Origin of the sequence: Hydrogenophaga sp. (assembly GCF_030651625.1) — a bacterium.
Taxonomy (GTDB): domain Bacteria; phylum Pseudomonadota; class Gammaproteobacteria; order Burkholderiales; family Burkholderiaceae_C; genus Hydrogenophaga.
Genome location: NZ_JAUSCF010000009.1, coordinates 23,535 through 48,740, shown reverse-complemented (window position 1 = coordinate 48,740; position 25,206 = coordinate 23,535). Strand labels below are relative to the sequence as shown.

Sequence of the window (25,206 nt, the reverse complement as noted above, 5' to 3'; positions counted from 1 at the left end):
GTTAGATCCTTTGGTTGGCAAGAAGTTTAAATTAATTGTTACAACCACAGATTGACGCACGCCTTCGGAGCGTGGACGAGCCGCAAAACCGGTGCATGTCAAATGATTTGCTTGCCCTGCTGGCTGGGTTTGACTTGCTGGCAGTCGCGCCAATTCAGGCCCGACCTGCCGCTGCAATATCAGGTGTCCGCAGAGCCACATCACCGCATTGCGCCCGGTGGCGCAGCGCATGGTCCATCACCACCAGGGCCAGCAGGGCCTCGGCGATGGGTGTGGCGCGAATGCCCACGCAGGGGTCGTGGCGGCCCTTGGTGATGACCTCGGTGGCAGCGCCAGAGGTGTCGATGGTGTCCCGTGGGATCAGAATCGAGCTGGTCGGTTTGATCGCGATGGCCACTTCCAGGTCCTGCCCGGTGCTGATGCCGCCCAGCACGCCACCGGCCTTGTTGGCCGCGAAGCCCTCGGGTGTGAGACTGTCGCCATGGGTGCTGCCCTTGTCGGCCACGCTGGCGAAGCCGGCACCGATCTCCACGCCCTTGACCGCGTTCAGGCCCATCATCGCGTGGGCGATGTCGGCATCGAGCCGGTCATACAAAGGCTCTCCCAGCCCAACCGGCATGCCGGTGGCGGTGACGCGGATGCGTGCGCCACACGAATCGCCGCTCTTGCGCAGCGCGTTCATGTAGTCCTCCAGGGCCGACACATCGGCCACCGGTGCAAAGAAGGGGTTGTGCGGCACGTGGTCCCAGCTTTCGAACGGGATCACTTGTTCGCCGATCTGCGTCATGCAGCCACGGAAGGTGGTGCCGAACCGTTCCTTTAACCACTTGCGGGCCACCGCACCAGCCGCCACCGTGGGTGCGGTCAGGCGGGCCGAGCTGCGACCACCACCGCGCGGATCGCGGATGCCGAATTTCTGCCAGTAGGTGTAGTCGGCATGGCCCGGCCGAAAGGTCTGCAGGATGTTGCCGTAGTCCTTGCTGCGCTGGTCGGTGTTGCGGATCAGCAGCGCAATGGGTGTGCCGGTGGTCTTGCCCTCGTACACGCCGCTGAGGATCTCCACCGTATCGGGTTCGTTGCGCTGCGTCACGAACTTCGATGTGCCGGGGCGACGCCGGTCCAGCTCGACCTGTATGTCGGCTTCGCTCAGCGCCATGCCGGGCGGACAACCATCAATCACGCAGCCAATGGCCGGGCCGTGGGACTCACCGAAATTGGTGACGGAGAAAAGGGTGCCGATGGTATTGCCGCTCATGGGGCTGGATTATCCGCGAGGCCTGAGCCCTGAAGCCGTGCACCCTTGCCCAAAGTGGTGCAAGGCGGCACTGGACACCGAATGCAAACGCCTTGTTCCATGCACCGGCGGCCAATGGAACGCTTCATGCTTTGTGCTGCATCGCAGCAATCCAACTGCCTCAAGCGACAAGGAGCGCCCCATGCTGGACCGGACCACCACCCTGTTCTCACACGTCAAGCCGAACGACACCGCGTTCGTGCGCGGCGGCCTGCGCGAATTTTTCCTCTACCGCGACCTCGGCGTTGCTGAAGCCACCCACGGCAAGGTGATCGCACACCTGGTCAAGGCCAACGAACCGCCTGACGGCGGCACCGGCTGGCACATCCACGAAGCCGACTTTCAGATCGTGATCATGACCAAGGGCTGGGCCAAGTTCATGTACGAAGACAAGGTCACCCTGGTCGAGGCAGGCGACGTGGTGCACCAGCGCCCCGGCATCCGCCACTACCTGTTCGACTACTCACCCGACATGGAGTACCTGGAAATCGTGTCGCCCGCCGATTTCAAGTCGGTACCGGTCGACCCGGTCTGCGAGATCCCACCTCCCACACCCTGGTAGGAATTGGGACTCCCCCCTGCGCCGCTCTGCGGCCTCCCCCCTCCGTGGCGCGCCTGCGGCGCTTCGAGGGGGGGGCGGCACTGGTGGCCCTCCGGAGCGAGCTGCCCCCATCCAAAGATGCCGTGGAACCGGCTCCGCCGGGCCACTGGCATCGCCCCCTCGAAGGGGGTGACGCGCCGCAGGCGCGGCGCGGGGGTGAGCTAGAACTCTGCGTCGAGTTCGTCGATTTCGTCCGGCTCGGCTTCGGCCGCAGCCACCCATTCCTTCATGGCCGGCATTTCCATGATGGTGTCGCAATAGGCCACGCACACCGGGTCCAGCGCCACTTCGTAGGTGATGAAACGGGTCACCACCGGCGCAAACATCGCGTCAGCGATACAGGGCTTGGCACCGAACAGGTAGGGGCCGCCGTAGGTGGAGAGGCAGTCAAGCCAGATGGCTTCGATGCGGTCGATGTCGGATTGCGCACGCGACCACAGCTTGAAGCCCGGAAAGTGGGCCTTGATGTTCATGGGCAGCGAAGACCGCATGGCGCTGAAGCCGGAATGCATCTCACCGCAGATGGACCGGCAATGAGCACGCGCGGCCAGGTTTGCCGGCAGCAGGCCAGCCTTGGGCTTGATCTCGTTCAGGTATTCCCCGATGGCCAGTGTGTCCCAGACATGCACGCCGTCGTGCTGAAGAGCGGGCACGCGCACAGACGAGGAAAGCAGCAGCATTTCGGCCTTCATGTCGGGGTCGTCAGGTGAAATCACGTGCTCGGTGAAATCCAGCCGGGCCAGCCGGGCCATCAGCCAGCCACGCAACGCCCAGGCTCCATAGTTCTTGCTGCTGATCGTGAGAACCGCTGTGGCCATGAAATGCTCCTCGTGTGTGCAGCACTGAGCAAACGCTGTGCCAGTTTTGTGCGTGTTGCGCGCACCCAAGCGGTGCAACCTGCCTGGCCCGGTACTTGCCTGCATCCGCTGCATCCTTCCCCGGAAACACCGTCATGCTGTATCAGGCCTATCAGTTCCAGTCCGATCTGGCATCCCCCTTTCGGCTTGCGGCCCAGCACATCGGTTCGTCATTGCTGCTCCAGCAGACAGAGCGCAGCGTGATGCGCAAGGTCGCTGCCGCGTGCGATGTGTACTCGCGCATGCGACTCACCCATTCACGGCCACCGTACAACATTCATTCGGTCACGATCGGCGATCAGGACGTGGCCGTGACCGAAGAAAGTGTGCTCACGCTGCCCTTTGGCACCCTCCTGCGCTTTCGCAAGGCAGACGCCGGCCAGCCCTATCAGCCCTCAGTGCTGCTGGTGGCACCGCTCTCAGGCCACTTTGCCACGCTGCTGCGTGAAACCGCTCGCACCCTGCTGCAGGATCACGACGTCTACATCACCGACTGGCACAACGCTCGAGACGTGTCACTGCGGCATGGTGGCTTCAGCCTGGACGACTACATCAGCTACATGATCCGCTTCACCGAAGCCGTGGGGCCGGGCAGCCACATGGTGGCGGTGTGCCAGCCCTGTGTGGCTGCGCTGGCGGCCACGGCCATCATGGCCGAAGACGACAACCCCGCCCAACCGCGCAGCATCACGCTGATGGCGGGCCCGGTGGACTGCCGCGTCAACCCCACCGAGGTGAATCGCCTTGCAGTCAGCAAACCCATTGCGTGGTTCGAACAGAACCTCATCAGCCGCGTGCCCCTGCCGCATGCGGGCTACATGCGGCGCGTTTACCCGGGCTTCGTCCAGCTCAGCGCCTTCATGAGCATGAACCCGGAGCGCCACAAGGAGTCGTTCCGCCTGATGTTCGAACATCTGGATCACGGTCGCATGGAAGAAGCCGCGACCATCCAGAACTTCTACGAGGAGTACCTGGCTGTCAACGACCTGCCCGCCGAGTTCTACCTGGAAACAGTGGAAAAGGTGTTCCAGACCTACGATCTGCCCCTGGGCAAGCTGACCTGGAAGGACCGAACCGTGAACCCTGCGGCCATCCGGCGCACCGCACTCATGACGGTGGAAGGCGAACGCGACGATATCTGCGCTGTGGGCCAGACAGTGGCGGCACAGGACTTGTGCACCAGCGTGCGCCCCTACCTCAAGACCCACCATGTGCAGACCAGCGTGGGGCACTACGGTGTGTTCAGCGGGCGGCGCTGGAACCAGCAGATTTACCCGCGGGTGCGGGACATGATTCACGCAGCCGAGGGCTGATACACACCACCCCGTCAGCTGCGAAGCCGTCAGGCTCTTTGAGGCCAGAGGCCATGCGTTGAATGACGTCAGGTGCTGGGCTGCCGACGCTCTCCCGCGCTCGGCTCAGGGCTGCTTCTGCTCGCTGTCGTCCTGCGGCTCTGCGTCCTCAGGCCAGTCACGGATGTACGCCTTGAGCATCTTGTTCTCGAAATTCTGGGCGTCGACCACCGCCCTGGCGACGTCGTAGAAGCTGATCACGCCCATCAGCATCTTGTTGTCGATCACCGGCATGTAGCGTGCGTGGCGGTCGAGCATCATGCGCCGCACTTCATCCATGTCGGTGGCGATGGTGCAGGTCAGCGGGCCAGGGTCCATGGCGCGGTAAACGGTGGTGGAGCCAAAGTTGCCACCATTTTTGACCACCGCCTGGATCACCTCACGGAAACTCAGCATGCCCACCACACGACCATTGGACATCACCACCAGCGACCCGATGTCTTTCTCGGCCATGAGCTGAGCGGCGTCAGCCAGACTGTCCTCAGGGGTGATCGTGTAGAGCGTGTTGCCCTTGACGCGCAGGATGTCGCTGACCTTCATGGCTCTTCTCCTAGGGATTCGTGATGTCCTCAGCCCTGAGTCTGCGCGGTGCAGGCTCGCAAACTGGCGTGGGTTCAAATATAGCCCACAATTGCAGCCGAAGCCCCAGCCTGGCAGCCGCACTGGGGCAAGCCCGCACACACCGGCACCGACCCTGCCTGTCACCACCCTTCCCAGGAGACCTGTTCATGCCCGGTTATTCCGACCCCGGATTCGACACGCTGGCGTTGCACGCCGGCGCCGCGCCGGACCCCGCCACTGGCGCGCGCGCCGTACCCATCCATCTCACCACCTCGTTCGTCTTCGAGTCCAGCGACCATGCAGCGGCCCTCTTCAATCTGGAGCGCGCGGGGCACGTCTACAGCCGTATCAGCAACCCCACCAATGCCGTGTTCGAACAGCGCATGGCCGCACTTGAGGGCGGCATCGGGAGCATTGCCACCGCCAGTGGGCAGGCCGCGCTGCACCTGAGTGTGGCCACGCTCATGGGTGCAGGCTCACACATCGTGGCCAGCACAGCGCTCTATGGCGGAAGCCAGAACCTGCTGCACTACACGATGCGTCGCTTTGGTATCGAGACCACATTTGTGAAGCCAGGCGACATCGACGGCTGGAAGGCTGCCGTGCAACCCAACACCAGACTCTTCTTCGGCGAGACAGTGGGCAACCCGGGACTGGACGTACTGGACATCCCCACCGTGGCGCAGATCGCCCATGAAGCCGGCGTGCCGCTGCTGGTCGACTCCACGCTCACCACGCCCTACCTCATCAAGCCCTTCGAGCTCGGTGCCGATCTGGTCTACCACTCCGCCACCAAATTCCTCAGCGGCCACGGCACGGTCATCGGCGGTGTGGTGGTCGATGCAGGCAGCTTCGACTGGGAAAAATCCGGCCGATTTCCTGAACTCACCGAGGCTTACGAGGGCTTCCACAACATGGTGTTCAGTGAAGAGAGCACCGTGGGCGCCTTCCTGCTGCGCGCCAGGCGCGAAGGCTTGCGCGACTTCGGTGCCTGCCTCTCGCCCCACAGCGCCTGGCTGATCCTGCAAGGCCTGGAAACGCTGTCTCTGCGCATGGACCGCCACATGGCCAACACCGAAAAGGTGGTGCAGTTTCTGGCGGCCCACCCGCTGGTGGGCCGCGTGGGCCATCCGCTGCTTGAATCCCATCCCAGCCATGCGCTGGCCAACAAGCTGCTGCACTTCGGTGCCAGGGGCGCGGGCTCGGTGTTCAGCTTCGACATCAAGGGCAGCCGCGAACAGGGCAAGGCGTTCATCGAGGCACTCAAGATATTCAGCCACCTTGCCAACGTGGGCGACTGCCGCTCACTGGTCATCCACCCCGCCAGCACCACGCACTTCCGCATGACGGATGAGGCGCTGGCCGCAGGAGGCATCGGCCCTGGCACGATTCGACTGTCCATCGGCCTGGAGGATCCCGATGACTTGATCGATGACCTCAAACGCGCTCTCAAAGCCGCTGAGAAGTGTTGACCCCCGCATCGGCCTGCGGCCGCTACCCCCAAAGGGGCGCTACCTGCGGCCCGGCGAAGCCGGTTCCGCGATAGCTGCTGGACCAACCCTTGCATGCCCGCCATACCGGAGTCCTCCTATGTATCTGACCGTCAACTGCGCCCAGACCTATTGCTACACCGGCGGCAAGGCTTTCGACGCCGCCAAACCGACCGTGGTATTCATCCACGGCGTGCTCAATGACCACAGCGTCTGGATCCTGCAAAGCCGCTACCTGGCTCACCACGGCTGGAACGTGCTGGCAGTGGACCTACCCGGGCATTGCAAGAGCGAAGGCGAAGCACCCTCATCTGTGGAAGAGGCCGCCGAGTTCATCGGTGCCCTGCTCGACGCAGCGGGCGTTCAGACGGCTGCGCTGGTGGGCCACAGCTGGGGATCACTGATCGCCATGGAGGCCGCAGCGCGGCTGAAGAGTCGCATCAGCCACCTCGTGCTGGTGGGCACGGCCTATCCCATGAAGGTGTCACCCGCTCTCATCGAAGCTTCGCTCAACGAGCCAGAGAAAGCGCTCAAGATGGTCAACGTTTTTTCGCGCAGCACACTGGCCGCCCCGCCATCGGCGCTGGGTCCTGGTACCTGGGTGTTTGGCGCAAGCACCGCGCTGGGTCGCCGGGTGCTGGCCAGCAACACCCAGGTCAATGTGTTCCACCGAGGCTTCGTGGCCTGCGACACCTACGCCGGGGGCGAAGCCGCCATGTCCGCCCTTGCCTGTCCGGTCCTGTTCCTGCTCGGTGGCCAGGACCAGATGACGCAACCCAAGGCGGCGCAAGGCTTGATCAAGGCCGCCCAGGCCGCAGGTCGGACTGTGCAGGTGGTGAGCCTGCCGGTTGGCCATCACCAGATGACCGAAACGCCTGATGCGACTCTGTTCGCCATCCGCGACTTTCTCGAGGCGCCATGAGCGCAGCGCACGGTAAGAGACGCCCCATGAACCCCGACTCCATCACGCCATCAATGCCACCAGCGCGTGCACGCGAAATTGCTGCCAGCTTCGATCTCCGCGCCCTCCCCGCCGACTTCCTGGCCAACCCCTACCCGGTCTACGCCGCACTTCGCGAAACCGAGCCGATTCGGCTCATGCCCGACGGCTCATACTTTCTCACCCGCTACGCCGACCTGGTCACGGTCTACCGCGACGCACAGACCTTCAGTTCGGACAAACACGTGGAGTTCGGGCCCAAGTACGGCGAAAGCTCGCCCCTGTTCGAGCACCACACCACCAGCCTGGTGTTCAATGACCCGCCTCTGCACACGCGGGTGCGCAGACTCATCATGGGTGCGCTCACGCGGCGCGCCATCGCCGAAATGGAACCAGGCCTGGTGCGGCTGGTCGATCAGTTGCTCGACAGCATCGAGGCCAAGGGCGGTGGCGACCTGATTGAAGATTTCGCATCGGCCATCCCGGTGGAGATCATCGGCAACCTGCTGGATGTTCCCCATGCTGACCGCGGTCCGCTGCGCGACTGGTCACTCGCCATTCTGGGCGCACTTGAACCGGTGGTGTCCCCGGAACAACACACGCTGGGCAACCGCAGCGTGACCGAAATGCTGGAATACCTTCGCACGCTGGTGGCCCAACGGCGGCGCCAGCCGGGGGACCCCGAGCGCGACGTGCTCACACGGCTGATCCAGGGCGAAGCCACGGGGGACAAGCTGAGTGAGGTGGAACTGCTTCAAAACTGCATCTTTCTGCTCAACGCGGGTCATGAAACCACCACCAACCTGATTGGCAACGGCCTGCTGGCTTTGCAAGAGCATCCACAAACAAGGACGGATTTGCTGGAAACCCTGCGCATGCAGGATAAGGACGCAGCAGCGCAGGAAACCACCCTCACGCTGGCAGTGGATGAAATGCTGCGTTTCGAGTCTTCAAACCAGTTGGGCAACCGCCGGGCACTGAAGCCAACCTCCGTGGGCGGTGTGGACCTGCCGGCTGGCACCCTGGTGACCCTCTGCATTGGTGCGGCCAACCGCGACCCGGCGCAGTTTGATCGACCCGAAATGATGGACCTGACCCGTGAGAACAACCGGCACCTGGCCTTTGGTTTCGGTATTCACCAATGCGCGGGCCTGAGCCTGGCGCGACTGGAGGGCCGCATTGCAATCGGCCGCTTCCTGCAGCGCTTTCCCCTCTACCAGCTCAGCGAGTCGCCAACCCGGGGCGGCAGGGCTCGTTTCCGGGGGTTTCTCAAGGCGCCGTTTGTGACGCGGTGACGTTTGCGTCGGTACCGTCGCCATCGCCATGCGGCTTGACCGACCTTGACTCCGACTCGTTCAGCGCTTGCGCCACCGTGAGCTGCAACCACTGGCTCAGATTCCAGAAGCGCGCCGTGCTGTCGCTGTTGACCAGCAGCAGGCGTTCCACCAAAGGGGCCAGCGGCATTTTTTCAGGGTCGATCAGCAGCACGTAGCGCTCATCGTCTTCATCCAGGCGCCCCAGCCAGTCCAGGGTCACCATGGCGGCCACCGGTTCTTCGAGCTGCAGTGCCTCCACCCGCATGCGCTGCGCAAGATCGGCCAGGTCCAGCCCGCCGCCATGGGTCGCCCTTTCTTCGCGCAAATGCTCCAGCACCTCCAGCGCCAGTTGAAACCCCCAACCTGGTACATTGCCGCGCCGGGCCACACCCGACAACAGGCTGGGCAGGTAGGCCGCCACCACCGCGCCCAGCAGCACGATCACCCACGCCACATAGATCCAGATCAGCAGAATGGGCAACGTGGCGAATGTGCCGTAAACCACGGAATAGGTCGGCACCTGCGCGAGGTACCAGGTCAGCACCTTCTTGGCAATCTCGAGGCCCGTCGCCACGAAAAGTCCGCCCAGCAGCGCGTGGTTCCAGCGCACATGGGTGTTGGGCACGAAACGGTACAACGCCGCAATACCGGCCGTGACGATGGCGAACTGGAAGGTGTCCAGCAGAAACCGAACCCCGCCTGGTGGTGCTGACACTGCGCCGCTGGAGGCGGTCAGCGCATACGAAGTGATGCTCAGGCTACCGGCGAGCAACAGCGGGCCCAGGGTCAGGACCGCCCAGTACACCAGCACGCGCTGGGTGAGCGAGCGGGATTGCCGAACCCGCCAGATGTCGTTGAGCTTGCGATCAATGGTGAGTATCAGTGCCAGCGCCGTGACCAGCAGCACGAGTGCGCCTGCCCAGCCCATCTGCCCGGCCTTGCCAGCGAACTCGTTGAGGTAACTCAGCACCTGTTTGGCGATGTTTTCGGGCACCAGACTTTGCACCAGCCAGCGCTGCAGCGAGTCCTGCAGTCGCCCGAACATCGGGAAGGCACTGAAGATCGCCAGTGCCACCGTGAACAGGGGGACCAGCGAAATCGTGGTGGTGAAGGTCAGGCTGCTCGCGGTGATGCCCAGCCGGTCTTCCCGGAAGCGCTCGCGCAGTGTGAGGGCCGTCGTGGGCCAGGGAAAAGCCAGCGCCCCAGCCCACAGGTCGCGCAAAAAGGTCTCGATCACCCGCAGGCGCTCCTTGACGGTCATGTCGGTATCATGCCATCTGACTCTCACAGTACTGCGTCTCACCAGAACGTTGACAAACGAAATCGAAGGATTCGTTCGTCTGGCAAGGCGCGAACCGCGCTGAACCCCATTGGTATCGCGAGGATTTGGCACGACAAATGGCGTGTGAAGCCGCGTTCTCATGCTGATGTCCTGGTGAAACGCAGTACCAACCTTCTACCGACCGACATGTCTGCCCCTCCGATGGCCACTGCTCCGCAACCTGCTGGCGCCCCCTCCACCCATCCATCCGCCGTCGAAGCCACACGCTGGCTTGCCGTGGGCAGCCTGCTGGGCCTGATCGTCCTGGGCCTTGCCTGGGAACTCTGGCTGGCGCCATTGCGCCCCGGGGGCTCTTGGCTGGTGGTCAAGGTGTTACCCCTCACGCTGCCCCTGGCGGGTCTGTTGAAGAACCGCATGTACACCTACCGCTGGCTCAGTCTGCTGGTGTGGATCTACTTCACCGAGGGCGTGGTGCGAGCCACCAGCGACGGCGGCCTCTCGGCCTGGCTGGCCGGTGTTCAGGTGCTGCTGTGCGTTCTGCTCTTCACGGCCTGCGCCCTGCACGTTCGCATCCGCCTGCGTGCGGCCGGCAAAGAGGCGGTGGCTGCCGACGCAGCGCACCACGCAATGGCCACCGGTGCCGCAGCCGACCCCGTCGCGCCCAGGGCTGACACCAAAGCATGAGCGCAGCGCCGGGCCGCCCGGAAACAAGCCCGCACCGCAACTCACAGAGCCAGGGTACCCCAATGAATGCACTCCTGACCCAACTGCGTGCGCTGGTGGGCGATGCCCATGTGCTGACGCACGACGATCCCGCCACCGACCTGTCCGCCTGGGAACAGGATTGGCGCAAGCGCGCCCACGGCAGAGCCCTGGCGGTGGTGCGTCCGGGCAGCACAGATGAAGTGGCCGGGGTGGTGAAGGCCTGTGTGGCCGCCCGCGTGTCCATCGTTCCACAGGGTGGCAACACCGGCATGGTGGTCGGGTCGGTGCCTGACGACACCGGTACACAGGTGGTGCTGAGCCTCAGTCGCATGAAAGCGGTGCGTGAACTGGATGCGGCGAACCTCACCATCACCGTGGAGGCTGGTTGCGTGCTGCAAGAGCTGCAGGAAACGGCGGAGCGCGCCGAGCTGCTTTTTCCGCTGAGCCTGGCAGCCGAAGGGAGCTGCACCATTGGCGGCAACCTGGCCACCAATGCCGGCGGCACCCAGGTGGTTCGCTACGGCAATACGCGCGACCTCTGCCTTGGCCTGGAAGTGGTCACAGCGCAGGGTCAGATCTGGCACGGTCTCGGCGGCCTGCGCAAAGACAACACAGGCTATGACCTCCGCAATCTGTTTGTCGGCAGCGAGGGCACGCTGGGCATCATCACCGCCGCCACTCTCAAGCTCTATCCCCGGCCTGCCGCACGGCTGACCGCCTGGACCGCCGTGCCTTCGCTGGACGCCGCCGTGGAACTGCTCGGCTTGGCACACCAGCATCTGGGTGCGGGCCTCACTGGCTTCGAGGTGATGGGTCAATTCGCGCTGAGTCTGGTGAACAAACATTTTTCGCAGCTGCGGGTACCCCTTTGGCGGGATACACCCTACTGCGTGCTGCTTGAGAACAGCGACAGCGAGTCCGAGGCGCACGCCAGGGCGCAGTTCGAGCGGTTGCTGGAAACGGCGCTGGAACGCGAAGTACTGAACGATGCGGTGGTGGCCGAGAACCTCGCCCAGGCCCAGCAACTCTGGCACATACGCGAGAGCATTCCGCTGGCCCAGGCCGAAGAAGGGCTCAACATCAAGCACGACATCAGCGTGCCGGTGTCCCGCATACCTGCGTTCTGCCATGAAACCGATGCGCTGCTTCAACGCGAAATTCCAGGCGTTCGGCTGGTGAATTTCGGTCACCTGGGAGATGGCAATCTGCACTACAACGTGCAAGCCCCTGAAGGCACGGATGGCCCACTGTTCCTCAAATCTTACGAAGAAAAGGTTAACTCGCTGGTGTTTGACGCCGTAAAGCGCTACCATGGTTCCATCAGCGCCGAGCACGGCATCGGAAGCCTCAAGGTAGGCAAGCTGCCTCTCTACAAGGATCCTGTGGCCATGGCGCTGATGCGACAGATCAAGCTGTCTCTGGATCCCCTCAACCTTCTCAACCCCGGCCGCGTGATAGAACCATGAAACTGAGCCCGCTGCCTTTCATTGCCTGGTGCATCGCATGGAGTGCAGGAACAGCATGGGCACAGACCGCACCGGCAGTTCCAGAACCCTCCCAGATTGACACCTGGCGCAATCAGGCCGTTGCCCTTGAGCACGGCCATGGCGTCAGGCGCGACCCCGCAGAAGCCATGGCCCTTTACTGCAAGGCAGCACTTGCAGGTGATGCCGATGCACGCTACCGCCTCGGCTGGATTCACGCCAACGGCCGCGGCACCGAGCGCAACGACGCGTACGCCGCGTTCTATTTCAAGCTGGCTGCCGAGCAGGGCCACGAGCAGTCCGGGAACATGTTGAAGGTTGTAGGGCAGCGTTCCGAGAAGCCCCCCTGCGTGATCGAAGCGGAAACACACGAGGCCCAGCGCAAGGCCGCACTGCTGGCAGCCGAACAACTCGCCCGGCACGAAGTGCGCTACCGCGAACTGGCAGACAACGACCAGCGCCGCAAAATCCTCGCGATCGTGGACCGGCTGGCACCCGAATACGGCATTCATCCCGGACTGGCCTTTGCTGTCATCCGCGCGGAATCCAACTTCAATCCTCAGGCGGTTTCACACAAGAACGCCCAGGGCCTGATGCAGCTCATCCCCGAGACCGCCGAGCGCTTCCAGGTGCGCAAGCCCTTTGACCCCGAACAGAACATTCGGGGGGGCATGGCCTATCTGCGCTGGCTGCTGGCGTATTTCCAGGGCAACGTGGCCCTGGCGGTGGCCGCCTACAACGCCGGAGAAGGCGCCGTGGAACGCCACCGCGGCGTGCCACCCTACGCAGAAACCCGTGGCTACCTGAGCCGCATCCAGGAAATCTTCGACCTCCAGCAGCACCCCTTCGACGCAAGGGTCACCGGACCCTCACGGCTCGTGAACCAAACCATCGTCAGAAGGTAGCGCCACTCAAAGGTCAGTTCCAAATACAGTGGCACGGAGGGTCCGGCTCAGCCGGCCCAAGGTGCCGCGCCCAAGCGCCGAAGGCGCGCCAGAGATAGGGGGGAGCCGCGTCAGCGGTGCAGGGGGTGTTCACAAACACACAGCTTCGATGGCAATGCCCCATCCATGGGCAGCAAGGGTCCGGATGCGCCGGCCCAAGATTCCGCCCACCAAGCGCCGAAGGCGCGCCAGAGAGAGGGGAAGCTGCGACGCAGCGCAGGGGGGAGCTCCCTACACCCCCGCCAGCACCCGAAGGTGCGCTTCCACGCTGCGTGCCAGCGCACTCAGGCTGTAGCCCCCCTCCAGACAGCTCACGATCCTGCCCTTGGCATGGCGCTGCGCAACCTCCATGAGGCGTTGCGTCATCCAGGCGTAGTCGTTTTCCACCAGGCCCATCTGGGCCATGTCATCTTCCCGGTGAGCGTCGAAGCCCGCGCTGATGAAAATCATCTCAGGCTTGTGGGCGTCCAGCCGTGGCATCCAGATCATGTCGATCAGCTCCCGCACTTCCATGCCCTTGGTGTAGGCAGGCACCGGCACATTCACCAGGTTTGCGGCGGTTGCGTGGTCCCAGGCAGGATAGAAAGGGTGCTGGTAGAAGCTGCACATGAGAATGCGCTCGTCGCCCGCCACGATGTCTTCGGTGCCGTTGCCATGGTGCACGTCAAAATCAATGATCGCTACGCGCTTGAGCCCGTGACGCTCCAGCGCGTATTTGGCGGCCACCGCGACGTTGTTCACAAAACAGAAACCCATGGCCTGGTTGCGCGTGGCGTGGTGCCCGGGCGGGCGCACCGCGCAAAAAGCGTTGGCCAGCTCGCCCGCCATCACAGCATCGGTCGCGTCGATGGCCGCACCCGCCGCCATCAGTATGGCGTCCCAGCTGTGCACGTTGATCGACGTGTCGGGATCGACCTGGGCATGCTCAGGACCACCGGCGGCGATGTCGTCGCGCAGCCCGTCACTGAGGCCGCGCAAAGCGGCCAGGTGCATGCGCCCGTGTGCCAGTTCCATGTCGGCCATGGAGGCGGCTGTTGCCTCTCGCTGCTCAAGCGCCACGTCCAGGCCCGAGATGAGCAATCGGTCCTGAATCGCATCAAGCCGCTCAGGACACTCGGGGTGTCCTCGGCCCATTTCGTGTCGCCAACAATCCTTGTGGGTGAAATATCCTGTGGCCTGGCTCATGGGGGTTTTACGGTATGGTTCGCGGGATGCACGCCGATACAAAAATACACCAACTCCTCAATCAGCTTAACACGGTCATTGTGGGAAAGGGCCAGCAAGTGGCCGATTGCGTGGCATGTCTGCTGGCGGGTGGCCACCTGCTCATTGAAGACGTGCCTGGCGTGGGCAAAACCACCTTGGCACACGCGCTGTCCCGCTCTTTCGGGCTGCAGTTTTCGCGGGTGCAATTCACTGCCGACCTCATGCCCAGCGACCTGGTGGGGGTGTCCATCTACGAGCGCGGTCGCGAAGGGTTCGTGTTCCACCCAGGCCCGGTGTTTGCCCAAGTGCTGCTGGCTGACGAAATCAACCGCGCCAGTCCCAAGACCCAGAGCGCATTGCTGGAGGCCATGGAAGAGAAGCAGGTCACGGTCGAAGGAGCCACACGCGCCCTGCCCAACCCGTTTTTCGTGATCGCCACCCAGAACCCCCACGACCAGCTGGGCACCTACGCCCTGCCCGAGTCTCAGCTGGACCGCTTCCACATGAGGCTTTCGCTCGGCTACCCTGACCGCGCTGCCGAGCGCGAACTGCTGCGGGGTCAGGACCGGCGCGACATGCTGGAGCAACTGCAACCCGTGCTCACACCCACCGACCTTGCCCGCCTGCAACAGGCGGTCAGCGCGGTACACACGGCCGAGCCGGTGCTGGACTACCTGCAGGATCTGGTGTCCGCCACGCGATCGGGCCGCTGGTTTGCCCAGGGTCTGTCGCCCCGGGCCGCACTGGCTGTGGTGCGCTCGGCCAAGGCACAGGCATTCCTGAGTGGACGCGACTATGTGGCCCCTGACGACATCGCCGCCATCCTGCCCCAGACAGTGGCTCACCGACTGGTGCCAGTGAGTGATGCGGGACGTGGTCCAGTGGAGCAGGTGCGCGCGATGGTCGATGCCACGCCGCTGCCATAGCTATGGATTCCCCCCGAAGCGCCTTCGGCACCTCCCCCCAGGGGGCAGCACCAGCGCCCCGGCAGAGCCGGTTCCGCGGCGCTTCTGGATGGGGCAACCCCTTGGGCTCGGTGCGCGCCCGGGTGCAAGCCTGGTGGCACAACCGCCTGCCGCGCACCGACACGCTCACGCTGACCCAGCGCAACGTCTACATTCTGCCTTCCCGGCCTGGCTGGATGCTGGCGTTCACGCTGGCACTGTTGCTGGTGGCCAGCATCAACTACCAGCTCAATCTGGGCTATCTGCTCACGTTCTTGCTGGCCGGGTGTGCACTGGTCGGCATGCATGTCTGCCACGGCAACCTGCGCGGCCTGACGCTGCACCTTTCAGCCCCGGCGCCCGTACATGCAGGCCAGGCCATCTCGCTTGACATCCGTCTGGCAAGCGAGCGCAAGAGCCCACGCCATGGCGTTGGTCTCGGCGTGGTCGATCAGGACATCCGAACCACACCGCTGGCCTGGACAGATGTGCCCGCTCAAGGCAGCGCCCAGGTGCGGGTGGCATGGCCAGCCCATCAGCGTGGCCTGCACCATCTGCCGCCGCTGACCGCCACGACCCTCTATCCGCTGGGCACTTTTCGGGTGTGGACGGTGTGGCGCCCTGCTTCACAGGTGTTGATCTATCCCGCCATTGAAGCCCACGCTCCTCCCCTGCCTGCGGGGGAACCGCAAGCCGGCCACCAGGGCGAAGCCCGCGTGCAGAGTACCGGGGAATTTGATGGCGTGCGGGCCTACCGGCGGGGCGACCCCATCAGGGCGGTGGTCTGGAAGAAGGCGGCTCAGGCGTTTGCGGCAGGACGCAACGACCTGGTCAGCCGCGACGCGCTGTCCGTCCAGCGCCAGCAACTCTGGCTTGATCATGCGCACTGTGGCCTCTCGGAGCCGGAGGCCAGACTGTCGCGCCTGACCGCATGGGTCATCATGGCCGACCAGTTGCAACTGGACTACGGCTTGCGTTTGCCAGGGCGGGAACTGGCACCAGACCAGGGTCTCACCCACCGATCGCGTTGCCTGGAGGCACTGGCCCTGGTATGAATCACCCCCTGCGCCGCTTCGCGTCTTCCCCATCTCCTGCGGGAGGGAGACGCAGCCTGTGGCCTGGCGAAGCCAGTTCCACGGCTGCCCTGGCATATGCCACCTCGCGCCGTCGCGCTCTCTGACATGGCTGCCCTGTCAATGCCTTCCCTCCCGCGCGACACACGAGACACGCTGTTCCTTCTGGTCGTGGTGGGCTGGGTGGCCTTCATGCAGATGGGTCACATTCCCTGGTGGTGCACCTTGCTGGCGGCCGGGGTGCTGGTCTGGCGCGCCACGCTGGCCCTTCGCGGCCTGCCGTTGCCTCCCTGGTTCTGGCGGGCGGGGTTGCTGGCAATCACGCTGGGCGCCACCTGGTTCACTCACGGTTCGTTGCTGGGGCGGGACGCAGGCGTCACGCTGATCGTCGTGCTGCTTGCGCTCAAGACGCTGGAAATGCGCGCCCGCAGGGACGCCTTCGTGGTGTTCTTTCTGGCGTTCTTCACGCTGCTCACCCACTTCTTCTACTCCCAGTCGCTGTTGACTGCGGCTGGCATTCTGATCGCAATGCTGGGGCTGCTGACGGCACTGGTCAACGCCCACATGCCAGTGGGTAGGCCGCCCCTTCTGCAGGCCGCACGCACCGCTGGCGGCATGGCGCTCATGGGTGCGCCGATCATGCTGGTGCTGTTCATGCTGTTCCCGCGCTTTGCACCACTCTGGGGTGTACCCAGTGATGCCATGACGGGGCGCACCGGTCTGTCGGACCGGATGAAAATTGGCGACGTCGCCCGCTTGATGGAGGTGGACGAGATTGCGCTGAGGGTGAGATTCGAAGGCGAGGCTCCGCCGCTGGGCGCGCTGTATTTCAGAGGTCCGGTGTTCAGCGACTTCGACGGGCGGGAGTGGCGCAGCCTGCGAACAGGCTTTCCCCCATCCATGCAGCTTCAACCCGAGCTCGCGGTACGGGGCGACCCGGTCCGCTACGAAGTGACGCAGGAGCCCACCCGCCAGCCGTGGCTGTTTGTGCTGGAGGCCACCCCCACTGCCCCCTCGCTGCCCGGTGCTGCGCCCTACATGACAGCGGATCTGCAATGGATGTCCCAGCGGCCCATGAACGACCTGGTGCGCTTCCGGGCCGAGAGCTTCCCGGATTTCCGGCACGGCCCGCTCGGCCAGCAGGTGGCCCTGCAGGACCATGTGGAGCTGCCCGGCGGATTCAACCCGCGCACGCTCGCGCTGGCTCAGGACCTCCGGCGCCAGCACGGTGCAGGTCCCGACCACGCCCGTGCGCTGGTACAGGCTGCGCTGGAACGCCTGCGCACCGGTGGCTACGTGTACACGGTGGATCCCGGACTCTACGGTGAGCACACGGCCGACGAGTTCTGGTTCGATCGCAAGGAAGGCTTCTGTGAACACATCGCCTCCGCCTTTGTCATCCTGCTGCGCGCCATGGACATTCCGGCCCGCATCGTCACGGGCTACCAGGGTGGCGAGCTCAACGCCATCGACAACTACTGGACCGTGCGCCAGCGCGATGCGCATGCCTGGGCCGAGGTCTGGCTGACAGGCCAGGGCTGGGTGAGGGTGGACCCCACCGCTGCTGTGGCCGACTGGCGAATCGGCTCGCTGGACCGGTTGCGCCCGGCCGAAGGCGCCTTGGCATCGGCCTTCCGCAACCTCAACCCCACCCTGGCCTCCCACCTGCGCAATGCCTGGGAAGCGGTCAACAACCGCTGGAACCAGTGGATCCTGAATTACACCCAGGGCCGCCAGCTCGAGTTGCTCAAGAGCCTGGGTTTCGATTCACCGCGCTGGACCGACCTGGCCTATGTGCTGCTCGGCGTGATCGTGCTGGTGAGCCTGGCCGGCGCCGGTTGGACCTTGTGGGAGCGCCAACAGCACGACCCATGGTTGCGATTGCTGCAGCAGGCGCGCCACAGGCTTGGCAAGCTGGGTTTGAGCCGCACGGATCATCTTCCTCCGCGCGCCCTGGCCGAGCTGGTGGAACAGCACTTTGATCCCGCCGAGGCCTCCGCTTTGAAACATTGGCTGCTCAGGCTGGAGTCCCAGCGCTACAGCAAGTCCAGCACGCACACCCTCGGTACACTGCGTGCTGAATTCAGACAACTTGTGTGGCCCAGGGAGAAAATTCGTTGATGTTCCGGTTTCGATGTGTCCACTCGGTTGCCTTGGTGGCGTTGGCATGGGGCATGGGCCTGGCGGCCAGTGCCGACGCGTTTGCCAGCGGCAGCACTTCCAAGACGCGCCCCATACCCTCTGCACGGGCACCCGCGTTCTACTATCAGCAGCACAGCGGGGCCATGGCTTTTGCCGACGACCTGGCCGCACGGCGCAATCTGGACGCAGCGTGGGTGCGCGAGCAGATCGGGCAGGCGCAGCACCTGCCCAATGTGGTTCGCCTCATGACACCCGCGCCCATTGGCACGCCCAAGAATTGGGCAGCCTACCGGGCCCGATTCATCGAACCGGTGCGCCTCAACGCGGGCCTGCGTTTCTGGCAGGACAACCGCGACACGCTGGCTCGCGCCGAGAGCGAATTTGGTGTGCCGGCCAGCCTGATCGTGGGTGTGATTGGTGTGGAGACGCTTTACGGCCGCCACACCGGCTCCTTTCGGGTGATTGATGCACTGAGCACGCTGGCCTTTGACTTTCCGGCTGCCCACCCCAGGGCGGCGGTGCGCACCGAGTTCTTCAGGGAGGAACTGGAACAGTTTCTCAGCCTCTCCGACCGCACGGGTATGGACGCCCAGACGCTGCGTGGCAGCTACGCGGGCGCCATGGGCTGGCCACAGTTCATGCCCAGCAGTTGGTCCAAATACGCCATCGATTTCGATGGCGACGGTCGCATCGACCTGTTCAACAGCCAGGCGGACGTGATCGGCTCCGTGGCCAACTACTTCAAGGCCTTTGGGTGGCACCCTGGCATGCCCACCCACTACCCGGTGGCCTTCGACCACACCCGGCTCGATCTGGCCACCCTGCTGGAACCGGACATCCTGCCCAGCTTCACCGTCGAAAGCCTGATCAACAAGGGCCTGGTCCTGCAGGAACAGACACAGCAGCACATCGGCAAGATGGCCCTGGTCGAACTGGAAAACGGCGATGCGCCTCGCAGCTATGTGCTGGGCACGGAAAATTTCTACACCGTCACCCGCTACAACTGGAGCAGCTACTACGCCATGGCGGTGATCGAGCTCGGCGAAGCGATTGAAACGATGCTCGGTGGACCGTTGAAGCCTGGTTCCACAGCCCCTGCGCGCTGATCAGACCCGGGATCTTCTCGGTCCCGCCACTCAGTGCGCCTGGTCCCAGTTGGGACCGACACCCACTTCGGCCAGCAACGGCACTTTGAGTTCGGCAACGCCCGCCATGAGCTTGGGTATGTCTGTCTTGAGCCATTCCACCTCACTCTCGGGGACTTCGAACACCAGTTCGTCGTGCACCTGCATGATCATCTTCGTGCCGCGCTGGTCGGCGTCCAGCGCCTTCTGCACCGCGACCATGGCCAGCTTGATCAGGTCGGCCGCCGTGCCTTGCATGGGGGCGTTGATGGCCTGGCGTTCCAGCGCTGCCTGCTTCGCGCCCTTGGCGTTCTGGATGTCTGGCAGCACCAGCCTGCGGCCGAACACGGTTTCCACATAGCCCTGGGTCTTGGCCAGGGCGCGGGTTTCGTCCATGTATTGCTTGACGCCGGCAAAGCGCGCGAAGTAGCGGTCGATGTAGGTCTTGGCCGCCGCGTTCTCGATGCCCAGCGCCTTGGCCAGACCAAAGGTACCCATGCCGTAAATGAGGCCGAAGTTGATGACCTTGGCGTAGCGGCGCTGCTCGCTGCTGACCTGCTCGGGCTGCAGGCCAAACACTTCGGCGGCGGTGGCGCGGTGCACGTCCACACCTTCGTGGAAGGCTTTGAGCAGGGCCGCGTCGCCACTGATGTGGGCCATGATGCGCAGCTCGATCTGCGAGTAGTCGGCACTGGCGATCACGCTGCCGGCGGGGGCCACGAAAGCTTCTCGCACCTTGCGGCCCTCGGGCGTGCGGATGGGAATGTTCTGCAGATTGGGGTCGTTGCTGGAAAGCCGCCCGGTCACGGCCACCGCTTGCGCGTAGTGGGTGTGCACGCGGCCGGTTTTGGGATGCGCCAGTTGCGCCAGCTTGTCGGTGTAGGTCCCCTTGAGTTTCGAGAGACTTCGGTGTTCCAGGATCTTGGCGGGCAGCGGGTAGTCCTCGGCCAGCTTTTCCAGCACTTCTTCGTCGGTGCTGCGCGCGCCGGTGACGGTCTTCTTGATGACGGGCAGGCCCAGCTTGTCAAAGAAAATTTCGCCCAGTTGCTTGGGACTGCTGAGGTTGAACGGTTGGCCGGCAATCTCGTAGGCCTGCTGCTCCAGAGCGTGGATGCGGGAGCCCAGTTCGTGACTCTGCCTGGCCAGCGTGGGTGCGTCGATCAGCACCCCGTTGCGTTCGATTCGGTAAAGCGCTTCGCTGCTGGCGATTTCGAGTTCGTAGATGAACTTCAGTTTGTCATTGGCCTGCAGTTGTGGCCAAAGTACCAGGTGCACGTCCAGCGTCTGATCGCTGTCTTCGCACGAATACGCTGCGGCCTTGGGCACATCCACCTGGGCAAACGGAATCTGGTGCGCGCCTTTGCCGCACAGATCTTCGTAGCCGATGCCCTTGCGGCCCAGGTGGCGCTCCGCCAGGCTGGCCAGACCGTGCGGCTTGTGCACTTCGAGCACGTAGCTTTGCAGCATGGTGTCGTGCACATAGCCTTGCACTTCGATACCGTGGTTGGCGAACACGTGGCGGTCGTACTTGATGTGCTGGCCGAGTTTTTGTTTGACCGGATTTTCCAGCCAGGGCTTGAGTTTCGCGAGCACTTCGTCAAACGGCAGTTGCTCGGGTGCATCCGGGCCCGCGTGGCGCAGCGGAATGTAGGCAGCCTCACCTGGCTTCACGCTGAAGCTGATGCCCACGATCTCGGCGCGCATTTCGTCGAGCGAGGTGGTCTCGGTGTCCACCGCCACGAGCTCGGCAGCTTCGATCTTGGACAGCCAGGTGTCAAAGAGCCCCCAAGTGAGGATGGTGTCGTAGGCAAGAGGGCTGCTCGAAGTGGTGGCGGATGCTTCGCCGGCTTCGGTGCGGTCGGCTTCGCTGAAAAGGTCGTTGGTGGGCGAGCCCCTCACCCCGGCCCTCTCCCCAGAATTGCGAGACAGCGGCGATGGGCGCTCGTCGCCACCCAGCGCCTTGGCCAGGCCCTTGAAGCCGTAGGTTTCGTAGAACGCCTTGAGCGGTTCACTTTGCGGCTGGCCCATGCGAATGGCGTCGAGTGCAGGCAGGTCGGGCACCCAGCCGTTGAGGTCGCAGTCGGTCTTGATGGTCAGCAGCTGGCGCCCGGTGGGCAGCCAGTCCAAGGCCTTACGCAGCTTCTCGCCCACGGACCCCTTGATCTGGTCGGCCTGCGCCATCAGGGTGTCCACCGAGCCGTATTCCTGTAGCAGTTTCACTGCGGTCTTGGGCCCCACGCCCTGTACCCCGGGCACGTTGTCAATCGGGTCGCCCACGAGCATCTGGTAGTCCAGCATCAAGCGGGCGGGCACGCCGAACTCGGCCTCCACACCGGCCAGATCGCGGACTTTTCCGCTCATGGTGTCGATGATGGCGATGTGCTCGTTCACCAATTGAGCGAGGTCCTTGTCGCCGCTGGAGATGATCACCTTCATACCCTGCTGCGCCGCAGTGACGGCCAGGGTGCCGATCACGTCGTCGGCCTCCACGCCCGGCACGTCCAGCACCGGCCAGCCCATCAGGCGCACCACCTCGTGGATGGGGGCGATCTGGCTACGCAGGTCGTCCGGCATGGGGCTGCGCTGGGCCTTGTATTCGGGGTAGATGGCGTCCCGAAAGGTCGGGCCTTTGGCGTCGAACACACAGGCGCCGTACATGGCAGGGTGGTCCTTGAGCAACTTCTGCATCATGTTGATCAGAATGCGGATGGCACCTGTCTTTTGCTCCGTTCCGTCCGGCAGCGTGGTGCTCATGGCTTCACCACCGGCAAAGAATGCGCGGTAGAGGTAGCTGGAACCGTCGACCAGCAGCAGGGTGGGAGCGGGGGATTGGGCGTCTGACATGGCGCGATTGTGGAGGAAATCGGCCAGACCTCCCGGCGTGGGAAGTAGCCCCGGTGCGCTCACGCCACCCCAGCCTGCCTACAATGTGGCATGAACGCCCAAATCCGCCCCCTGATGCTTGCCCTGGCCCTTGCGCCCGTGCTGTCTGCCACCGCACAGCAGGCGCCCGTGCCCGAACCAGCGCCCACAGCGGCGCAACCCGCGCAGGCGGCCGACCGCATCGAGCGCATCACCCACGAAGACAGCCTGTCCCGCATCGACGAGTTGCGCGTGGGTGGGCAGACCAAGAGCATCGAGGTGCAGCCCAAGAACGGTGCGCCCGCCTACCAGATCACCACCGAACAGGGCGTGCCATCGTCCAGGGGCGATGCGGCGGGTCAACGCACCGGCACCGCCGGGCGTAGCAGCTGGCGCATCCTGAGTTTCTGAAGCGGGCTGTTTTCATGGCCGTTTACACCGAAGTGGCGTTTGCCGAAGCCGCTGCCTTGTTGCACGCCCTGAATCTGGGCGACCTGACCGATCTGCAGGGCATCAAGGGCGGCATTGAGAACACCAACTATTTCGTCACCAGCGAACGCAATGGCGCGACGCTGCAGCACGTGCTGACCGTGTTTGAACGACTGGGGTTCGAGCAACTGCCCTTCTACCTTCACCTGATGAAACACCTGGCGGGCAAAGGCATTCCTGTGCCCGATCCGGCCGCCACCGCCAGCGGTGAAATCCTCCATACGATCCAGGGCAAACCGGCTGCGGTGGTGGACCGCTTGCGCGGTCACAGCGAACTGCAGCCCTCTGTGGTGCACTGTGAAGCGGTGGGTGAGATGCTGGCGCGCATGCACCTGGCTGGGCGCGACTTCCCGCTCACGCAACCCAACCTGCGCGGCCTGCACTGGTGGAACGAGACCGTGCCCGTGGTGCTGCCTTATCTGAATCCCTCGCAGGCCAGCCTGATCCGGTCTGAGCTGGCCTACCAGAGCCATGTGGCGGCCATGCCCGCCTACAGCGCCTTGCCGCGCGGCCCCATTCACGCCGATCTTTTTCGCGACAACGTCATGTTTGAAGACGGCGAGCTCACAGGGCTGTTCGACTTCTACTTCGCCGGTTGTGACACCTTCCTGTTCGACCTGGCGGTGTGCCTCAACGACTGGTGCGTACAGCACAGCACAGACAGCGGTGACGGTGCGCACGACCCGGCGCGTGCACATGCGATGCTGGCGGCCTACCAATCGGTGCGCCCGCTCACAACGCCCGAACGGCAATTGCTGCCGGCCCTGCTGCGTGCCGGGGCGTTCCGGTTCTGGATTTCCCGTCTGTGGGATCTGCATCTGCCACGGGAAGCCGCCATGCTGCAGGCCCACGACCCGAGACACTTCGAGCGTGTGCTGCGCACGCGCATACAACAAGCGGGCACCCCGTCCGTGCTGACATCCCGCCAGGAAGCCTGTGCGGCGGCCTGAAGCCGCTGACCCCACCCACCCATGAAACTTCGCATTGTTCCTGCCAACACCGGCTTCGCCTGGGTCAAGCTCGGCATCCAGACCTTCTTCCGCCAGCCGCTGGCCATGACCGGTCTGTTTTTCATGTTCATGGCCGTGGTGTCGGTGCTGTCGGTCATTCCGGTCGTCGGCACCGCCATTTCGCTGGTGCTGGTGCCGGCCGCCACACTGGGTCTCATGGCCGCCAGCCGGGAAGCGCTGAACGGGCGGTTTCCGATGCCGACCACGCTGGTCACCGCCTTCCGCTCGGGCGCAACCAAGGCGCAGCCCATGCTGATCCTGGGTGGCATGTACGCGGCCGCCCTGTTGCTGGTGGTGGCGTTTGCGGGCCTGGTGGGCAGCGCGTCAGCCCCGGCAGAGCTCCAGGAAGGCGCTCAGGTCACACCGGAAATGGCGATTCAGGCCATCTTCAACAACCCCGGCTTCTGGTTCGGGCTGGTGCTCTATCTGCCCACGGTGATGGCCTTCTGGCACGCGCCGGCGCTGGTGCACTGGCACGGCGTGAGTCCGGTCAAAAGTCTGTTCTTCAGTTTCATGGCCTGCTGGGGCAACAAAGGCGCCTTCGTGCTGTACATGATGGGCTGGGTGGGCGTGATGTTCATGCTGGTGCTCGTGATGGGCCTGCTGGCCACCGTGCTCGGAGGTTCCCAGGCGCTGGGCCTCGTGGTCTACCCCGCAGGACTCTTCATCGCTTCGATGTTCCACACGTCCATCTTCTTCACTTTCCGGGACAGCTTTGTCACCGAAGACAGCCCCACCCTGCCTGCTCCCACCACCGGAGATGACGCATGACACAACACATCTTGCAGGGCCGCAGTGAGGCCGAATTGCTCTGGTTCCACCGCCGAGACACGCTCAAGGCGGCAGCGGCCTGGTTGGCCATGGGCGGCCTGCCTGCGGCTATGGCGCAACAGCGCAGCAATGTGGTCGACTTCGTGGGCGACATCGTGCTCAACGGTCGGCGCATGCTGCCGCAGCAAACGGTACAGACCGGCGACGAGATCCTCACCGGACCCGCGTCGCGCCTGGTGTTCGTGATCGGCAATGCGGCGTTCCATGTGCGGCAGAATTCGCGCCTCACGGTGGAACGGGGCAGCACCATCAACACGGTGAGCCTGCTGCGCCTGCTCAACGGTGCGGTGGTGAGCGCGTTTGGTCGCAGCCGCAGTCGCGCCATCGTCACCCCGACGCTCACGGCCGGCATTCGGGGCACGGGCGTGTACACAGAGATCATGGCCGATCAGGGCGGGCGCACCTATTTCTGCAATTGTTATGGGGTCGTGAACCTGGCCTCAGGCGCCGACCGGGCGCTGTCCGAGGCCAGCTACCACCAGTCGTTCTGGGGCGAGGTCGAACCCAGAAACGGCCGCTTTCTCACCCCCGCCAACGCGATCAACCACACTGACGAAGAGCTGGAGTTTCTTGCCAGGCTGATCGGGCAGCGCACCGCATGGCAGATCGCCGGACGCACCGGTGTGAAAGACGGCCGGGGTTACATGGACCAGCAGCCGCCTGAAGCGCACCCGGCCATGCGCCGCTGAGGGAACCGCG

General features: G+C 64.2%; 22 protein-coding genes. 16 read left to right on the top strand and 6 right to left on the bottom strand.

The annotated features are described in order from the left end of the window. Positions 1-154 precede the first annotated feature (154 nt). Positions 155-1,255 (bottom strand): chorismate synthase, encoded by a 1,101-nt coding sequence (aroC, locus tag Q7V46_RS03725; protein WP_304912166.1) that lies wholly within the window; start codon positions 1,253-1,255, stop codon positions 155-157. Positions 1,256-1,436: 181 nt separating this feature from the next. Here aroC and Q7V46_RS03720 point away from each other — a divergent pair, with 181 nt between their 5' ends. Next, on the top strand, positions 1,437-1,856 hold the full coding sequence (locus tag Q7V46_RS03720) for a cupin domain-containing protein (RefSeq protein ID WP_304912165.1): 420 nt from the start codon (positions 1,437-1,439) through the stop codon (positions 1,854-1,856). A 200-nt stretch (positions 1,857-2,056) separates the two neighbouring features. Here the strand turns inward: Q7V46_RS03720 and Q7V46_RS03715 are convergent, their stop codons facing one another. After that, entirely contained in the window at positions 2,057-2,713 is a 657-nt protein-coding gene (locus tag Q7V46_RS03715; RefSeq protein ID WP_304912164.1) for a glutathione S-transferase, read from the bottom strand. Positions 2,714-2,847: 134 nt separating this feature from the next. Here Q7V46_RS03715 and Q7V46_RS03710 point away from each other — a divergent pair, with 134 nt between their 5' ends. Beyond that, positions 2,848-4,065, top strand: coding sequence for a polyhydroxyalkanoate depolymerase (locus Q7V46_RS03710; RefSeq protein ID WP_304912163.1), 1,218 nt, complete (start codon positions 2,848-2,850; stop codon positions 4,063-4,065). A 105-nt stretch (positions 4,066-4,170) separates the two neighbouring features. Here Q7V46_RS03710 and Q7V46_RS03705 read toward each other — a convergent pair whose 3' ends face one another. Beyond that, entirely contained in the window at positions 4,171-4,644 is a 474-nt protein-coding gene (locus Q7V46_RS03705) for a CBS domain-containing protein (RefSeq protein ID WP_304912162.1), read from the bottom strand. A 188-nt stretch (positions 4,645-4,832) separates the two neighbouring features. Here Q7V46_RS03705 and Q7V46_RS03700 point away from each other — a divergent pair, with 188 nt between their 5' ends. The 3 genes from Q7V46_RS03700 to Q7V46_RS03690 all read left to right on the top strand — a co-directional run bounded on the left by Q7V46_RS03700 (position 4,833) and on the right by Q7V46_RS03690 (position 8,390). Continuing rightward, positions 4,833-6,137, top strand: coding sequence for an O-acetylhomoserine aminocarboxypropyltransferase (locus tag Q7V46_RS03700; RefSeq protein WP_304912161.1), 1,305 nt, complete (start codon positions 4,833-4,835; stop codon positions 6,135-6,137). 118 nt (positions 6,138-6,255) lie between these two features. Next, positions 6,256-7,077: an alpha/beta fold hydrolase gene (locus Q7V46_RS03695; protein ID WP_304912160.1), complete on the top strand. Its 822-nt coding sequence runs from the start codon at positions 6,256-6,258 to the stop codon at positions 7,075-7,077. 53 nt (positions 7,078-7,130) lie between these two features. Continuing rightward, positions 7,131-8,390: a cytochrome P450 gene (locus Q7V46_RS03690; RefSeq protein ID WP_370690276.1), complete on the top strand. Its 1,260-nt coding sequence runs from the start codon at positions 7,131-7,133 to the stop codon at positions 8,388-8,390. Here the strand turns inward: Q7V46_RS03690 and Q7V46_RS03685 are convergent. Further along, on the bottom strand, positions 8,365-9,672 hold the full coding sequence (locus Q7V46_RS03685) for a YihY family inner membrane protein (RefSeq protein ID WP_304912158.1): 1,308 nt from the start codon (positions 9,670-9,672) through the stop codon (positions 8,365-8,367). The genes Q7V46_RS03690 and Q7V46_RS03685 overlap by 26 nt on opposite strands. Before the next feature lie 207 nt (positions 9,673-9,879). Between Q7V46_RS03685 and Q7V46_RS03680 the strand changes: the two genes are divergently transcribed. The 3 genes from Q7V46_RS03680 (at position 9,880) to Q7V46_RS03670 (ending at position 12,787) form a co-directional block, all read left to right on the top strand. After that, positions 9,880-10,377 carry a DUF2069 domain-containing protein gene (locus Q7V46_RS03680; RefSeq protein WP_370690274.1) on the top strand — a complete coding sequence of 166 codons (498 nt, stop codon included), beginning with the start codon at positions 9,880-9,882 and terminating at the stop codon, positions 10,375-10,377. Between the two features lie 62 nt (positions 10,378-10,439). Beyond that, on the top strand, positions 10,440-11,864 hold the full coding sequence (locus Q7V46_RS03675; protein ID WP_304912157.1) for an FAD-binding oxidoreductase: 1,425 nt from the start codon (positions 10,440-10,442) through the stop codon (positions 11,862-11,864). Next, positions 11,861-12,787: a transglycosylase SLT domain-containing protein gene (locus tag Q7V46_RS03670; protein WP_304912156.1), complete on the top strand. Its 927-nt coding sequence runs from the start codon at positions 11,861-11,863 to the stop codon at positions 12,785-12,787. Before Q7V46_RS03675 ends, Q7V46_RS03670 begins: the two co-directional genes overlap by 4 nt. Positions 12,788-13,057: 270 nt before the next feature. Here the strand turns inward: Q7V46_RS03670 and Q7V46_RS03665 are convergent, their stop codons facing one another. Beyond that, a complete protein-coding gene (locus Q7V46_RS03665) occupies positions 13,058-14,011 on the bottom strand; it encodes a histone deacetylase family protein (RefSeq protein ID WP_304912155.1) in 954 nt (317 codons plus the stop codon). 26 nt (positions 14,012-14,037) lie between these two features. Between Q7V46_RS03665 and Q7V46_RS03660 the strand changes: the two genes are divergently transcribed. The 4 genes from Q7V46_RS03660 to mltB all read left to right on the top strand — a co-directional run bounded on the left by Q7V46_RS03660 (position 14,038) and on the right by mltB (position 19,297). Beyond that, positions 14,038-14,958, top strand: coding sequence for a MoxR family ATPase (locus Q7V46_RS03660; protein WP_304912154.1), 921 nt, complete (start codon positions 14,038-14,040; stop codon positions 14,956-14,958). A 2-nt stretch (positions 14,959-14,960) separates the two neighbouring features. After that, a complete protein-coding gene (locus Q7V46_RS03655; protein WP_304912153.1) occupies positions 14,961-16,031 on the top strand; it encodes a DUF58 domain-containing protein in 1,071 nt (356 codons plus the stop codon). 141 nt (positions 16,032-16,172) lie between these two features. After that, positions 16,173-18,170 (top strand): DUF3488 and transglutaminase-like domain-containing protein, encoded by a 1,998-nt coding sequence (locus Q7V46_RS03650; protein WP_304912152.1) that lies wholly within the window; start codon positions 16,173-16,175, stop codon positions 18,168-18,170. Next, the gene (gene mltB, locus Q7V46_RS03645; protein WP_304912151.1) at positions 18,170-19,297 is read left to right on the top strand and encodes a lytic murein transglycosylase B; all 1,128 of its coding nucleotides are present in this window, start codon (positions 18,170-18,172) and stop codon (positions 19,295-19,297) included. The genes Q7V46_RS03650 and mltB overlap by 1 nt, the downstream gene beginning before the upstream one ends. Before the next feature lie 30 nt (positions 19,298-19,327). On the opposite strand, the gene polA is transcribed toward mltB, so the two are convergent. Next, positions 19,328-22,159: a DNA polymerase I gene (gene polA / locus Q7V46_RS03640; protein ID WP_304912150.1), complete on the bottom strand. Its 2,832-nt coding sequence runs from the start codon at positions 22,157-22,159 to the stop codon at positions 19,328-19,330. Between the two features lie 90 nt (positions 22,160-22,249). On the opposite strand from polA, the gene Q7V46_RS03635 reads away from it, so the two are divergent. From Q7V46_RS03635 to Q7V46_RS03620, 4 genes are read left to right on the top strand one after another with little or no spacing between them, the layout of a single operon-like run. Next, positions 22,250-22,588, top strand: coding sequence for a hypothetical protein (locus Q7V46_RS03635; protein ID WP_304912149.1), 339 nt, complete (start codon positions 22,250-22,252; stop codon positions 22,586-22,588). 14 nt (positions 22,589-22,602) lie between these two features. Beyond that, positions 22,603-23,616, top strand: a complete 1,014-nt coding sequence (locus Q7V46_RS03630) for a homoserine kinase (RefSeq protein WP_304912148.1) — start codon at positions 22,603-22,605, stop codon at positions 23,614-23,616. A gap of 21 nt (positions 23,617-23,637) precedes the next feature. Further along, positions 23,638-24,447 carry a BPSS1780 family membrane protein gene (locus Q7V46_RS03625; RefSeq protein WP_304912147.1) on the top strand — a complete coding sequence of 270 codons (810 nt, stop codon included), beginning with the start codon at positions 23,638-23,640 and terminating at the stop codon, positions 24,445-24,447. Then, complete coding sequence (locus Q7V46_RS03620) at positions 24,444-25,196, top strand: iron dicitrate transport regulator FecR (RefSeq protein ID WP_304912146.1); 753 nt, start codon at positions 24,444-24,446, stop codon at positions 25,194-25,196. Before Q7V46_RS03625 ends, Q7V46_RS03620 begins: the two co-directional genes overlap by 4 nt. The last annotated feature ends 10 nt before the right edge of the window (positions 25,197-25,206 follow it).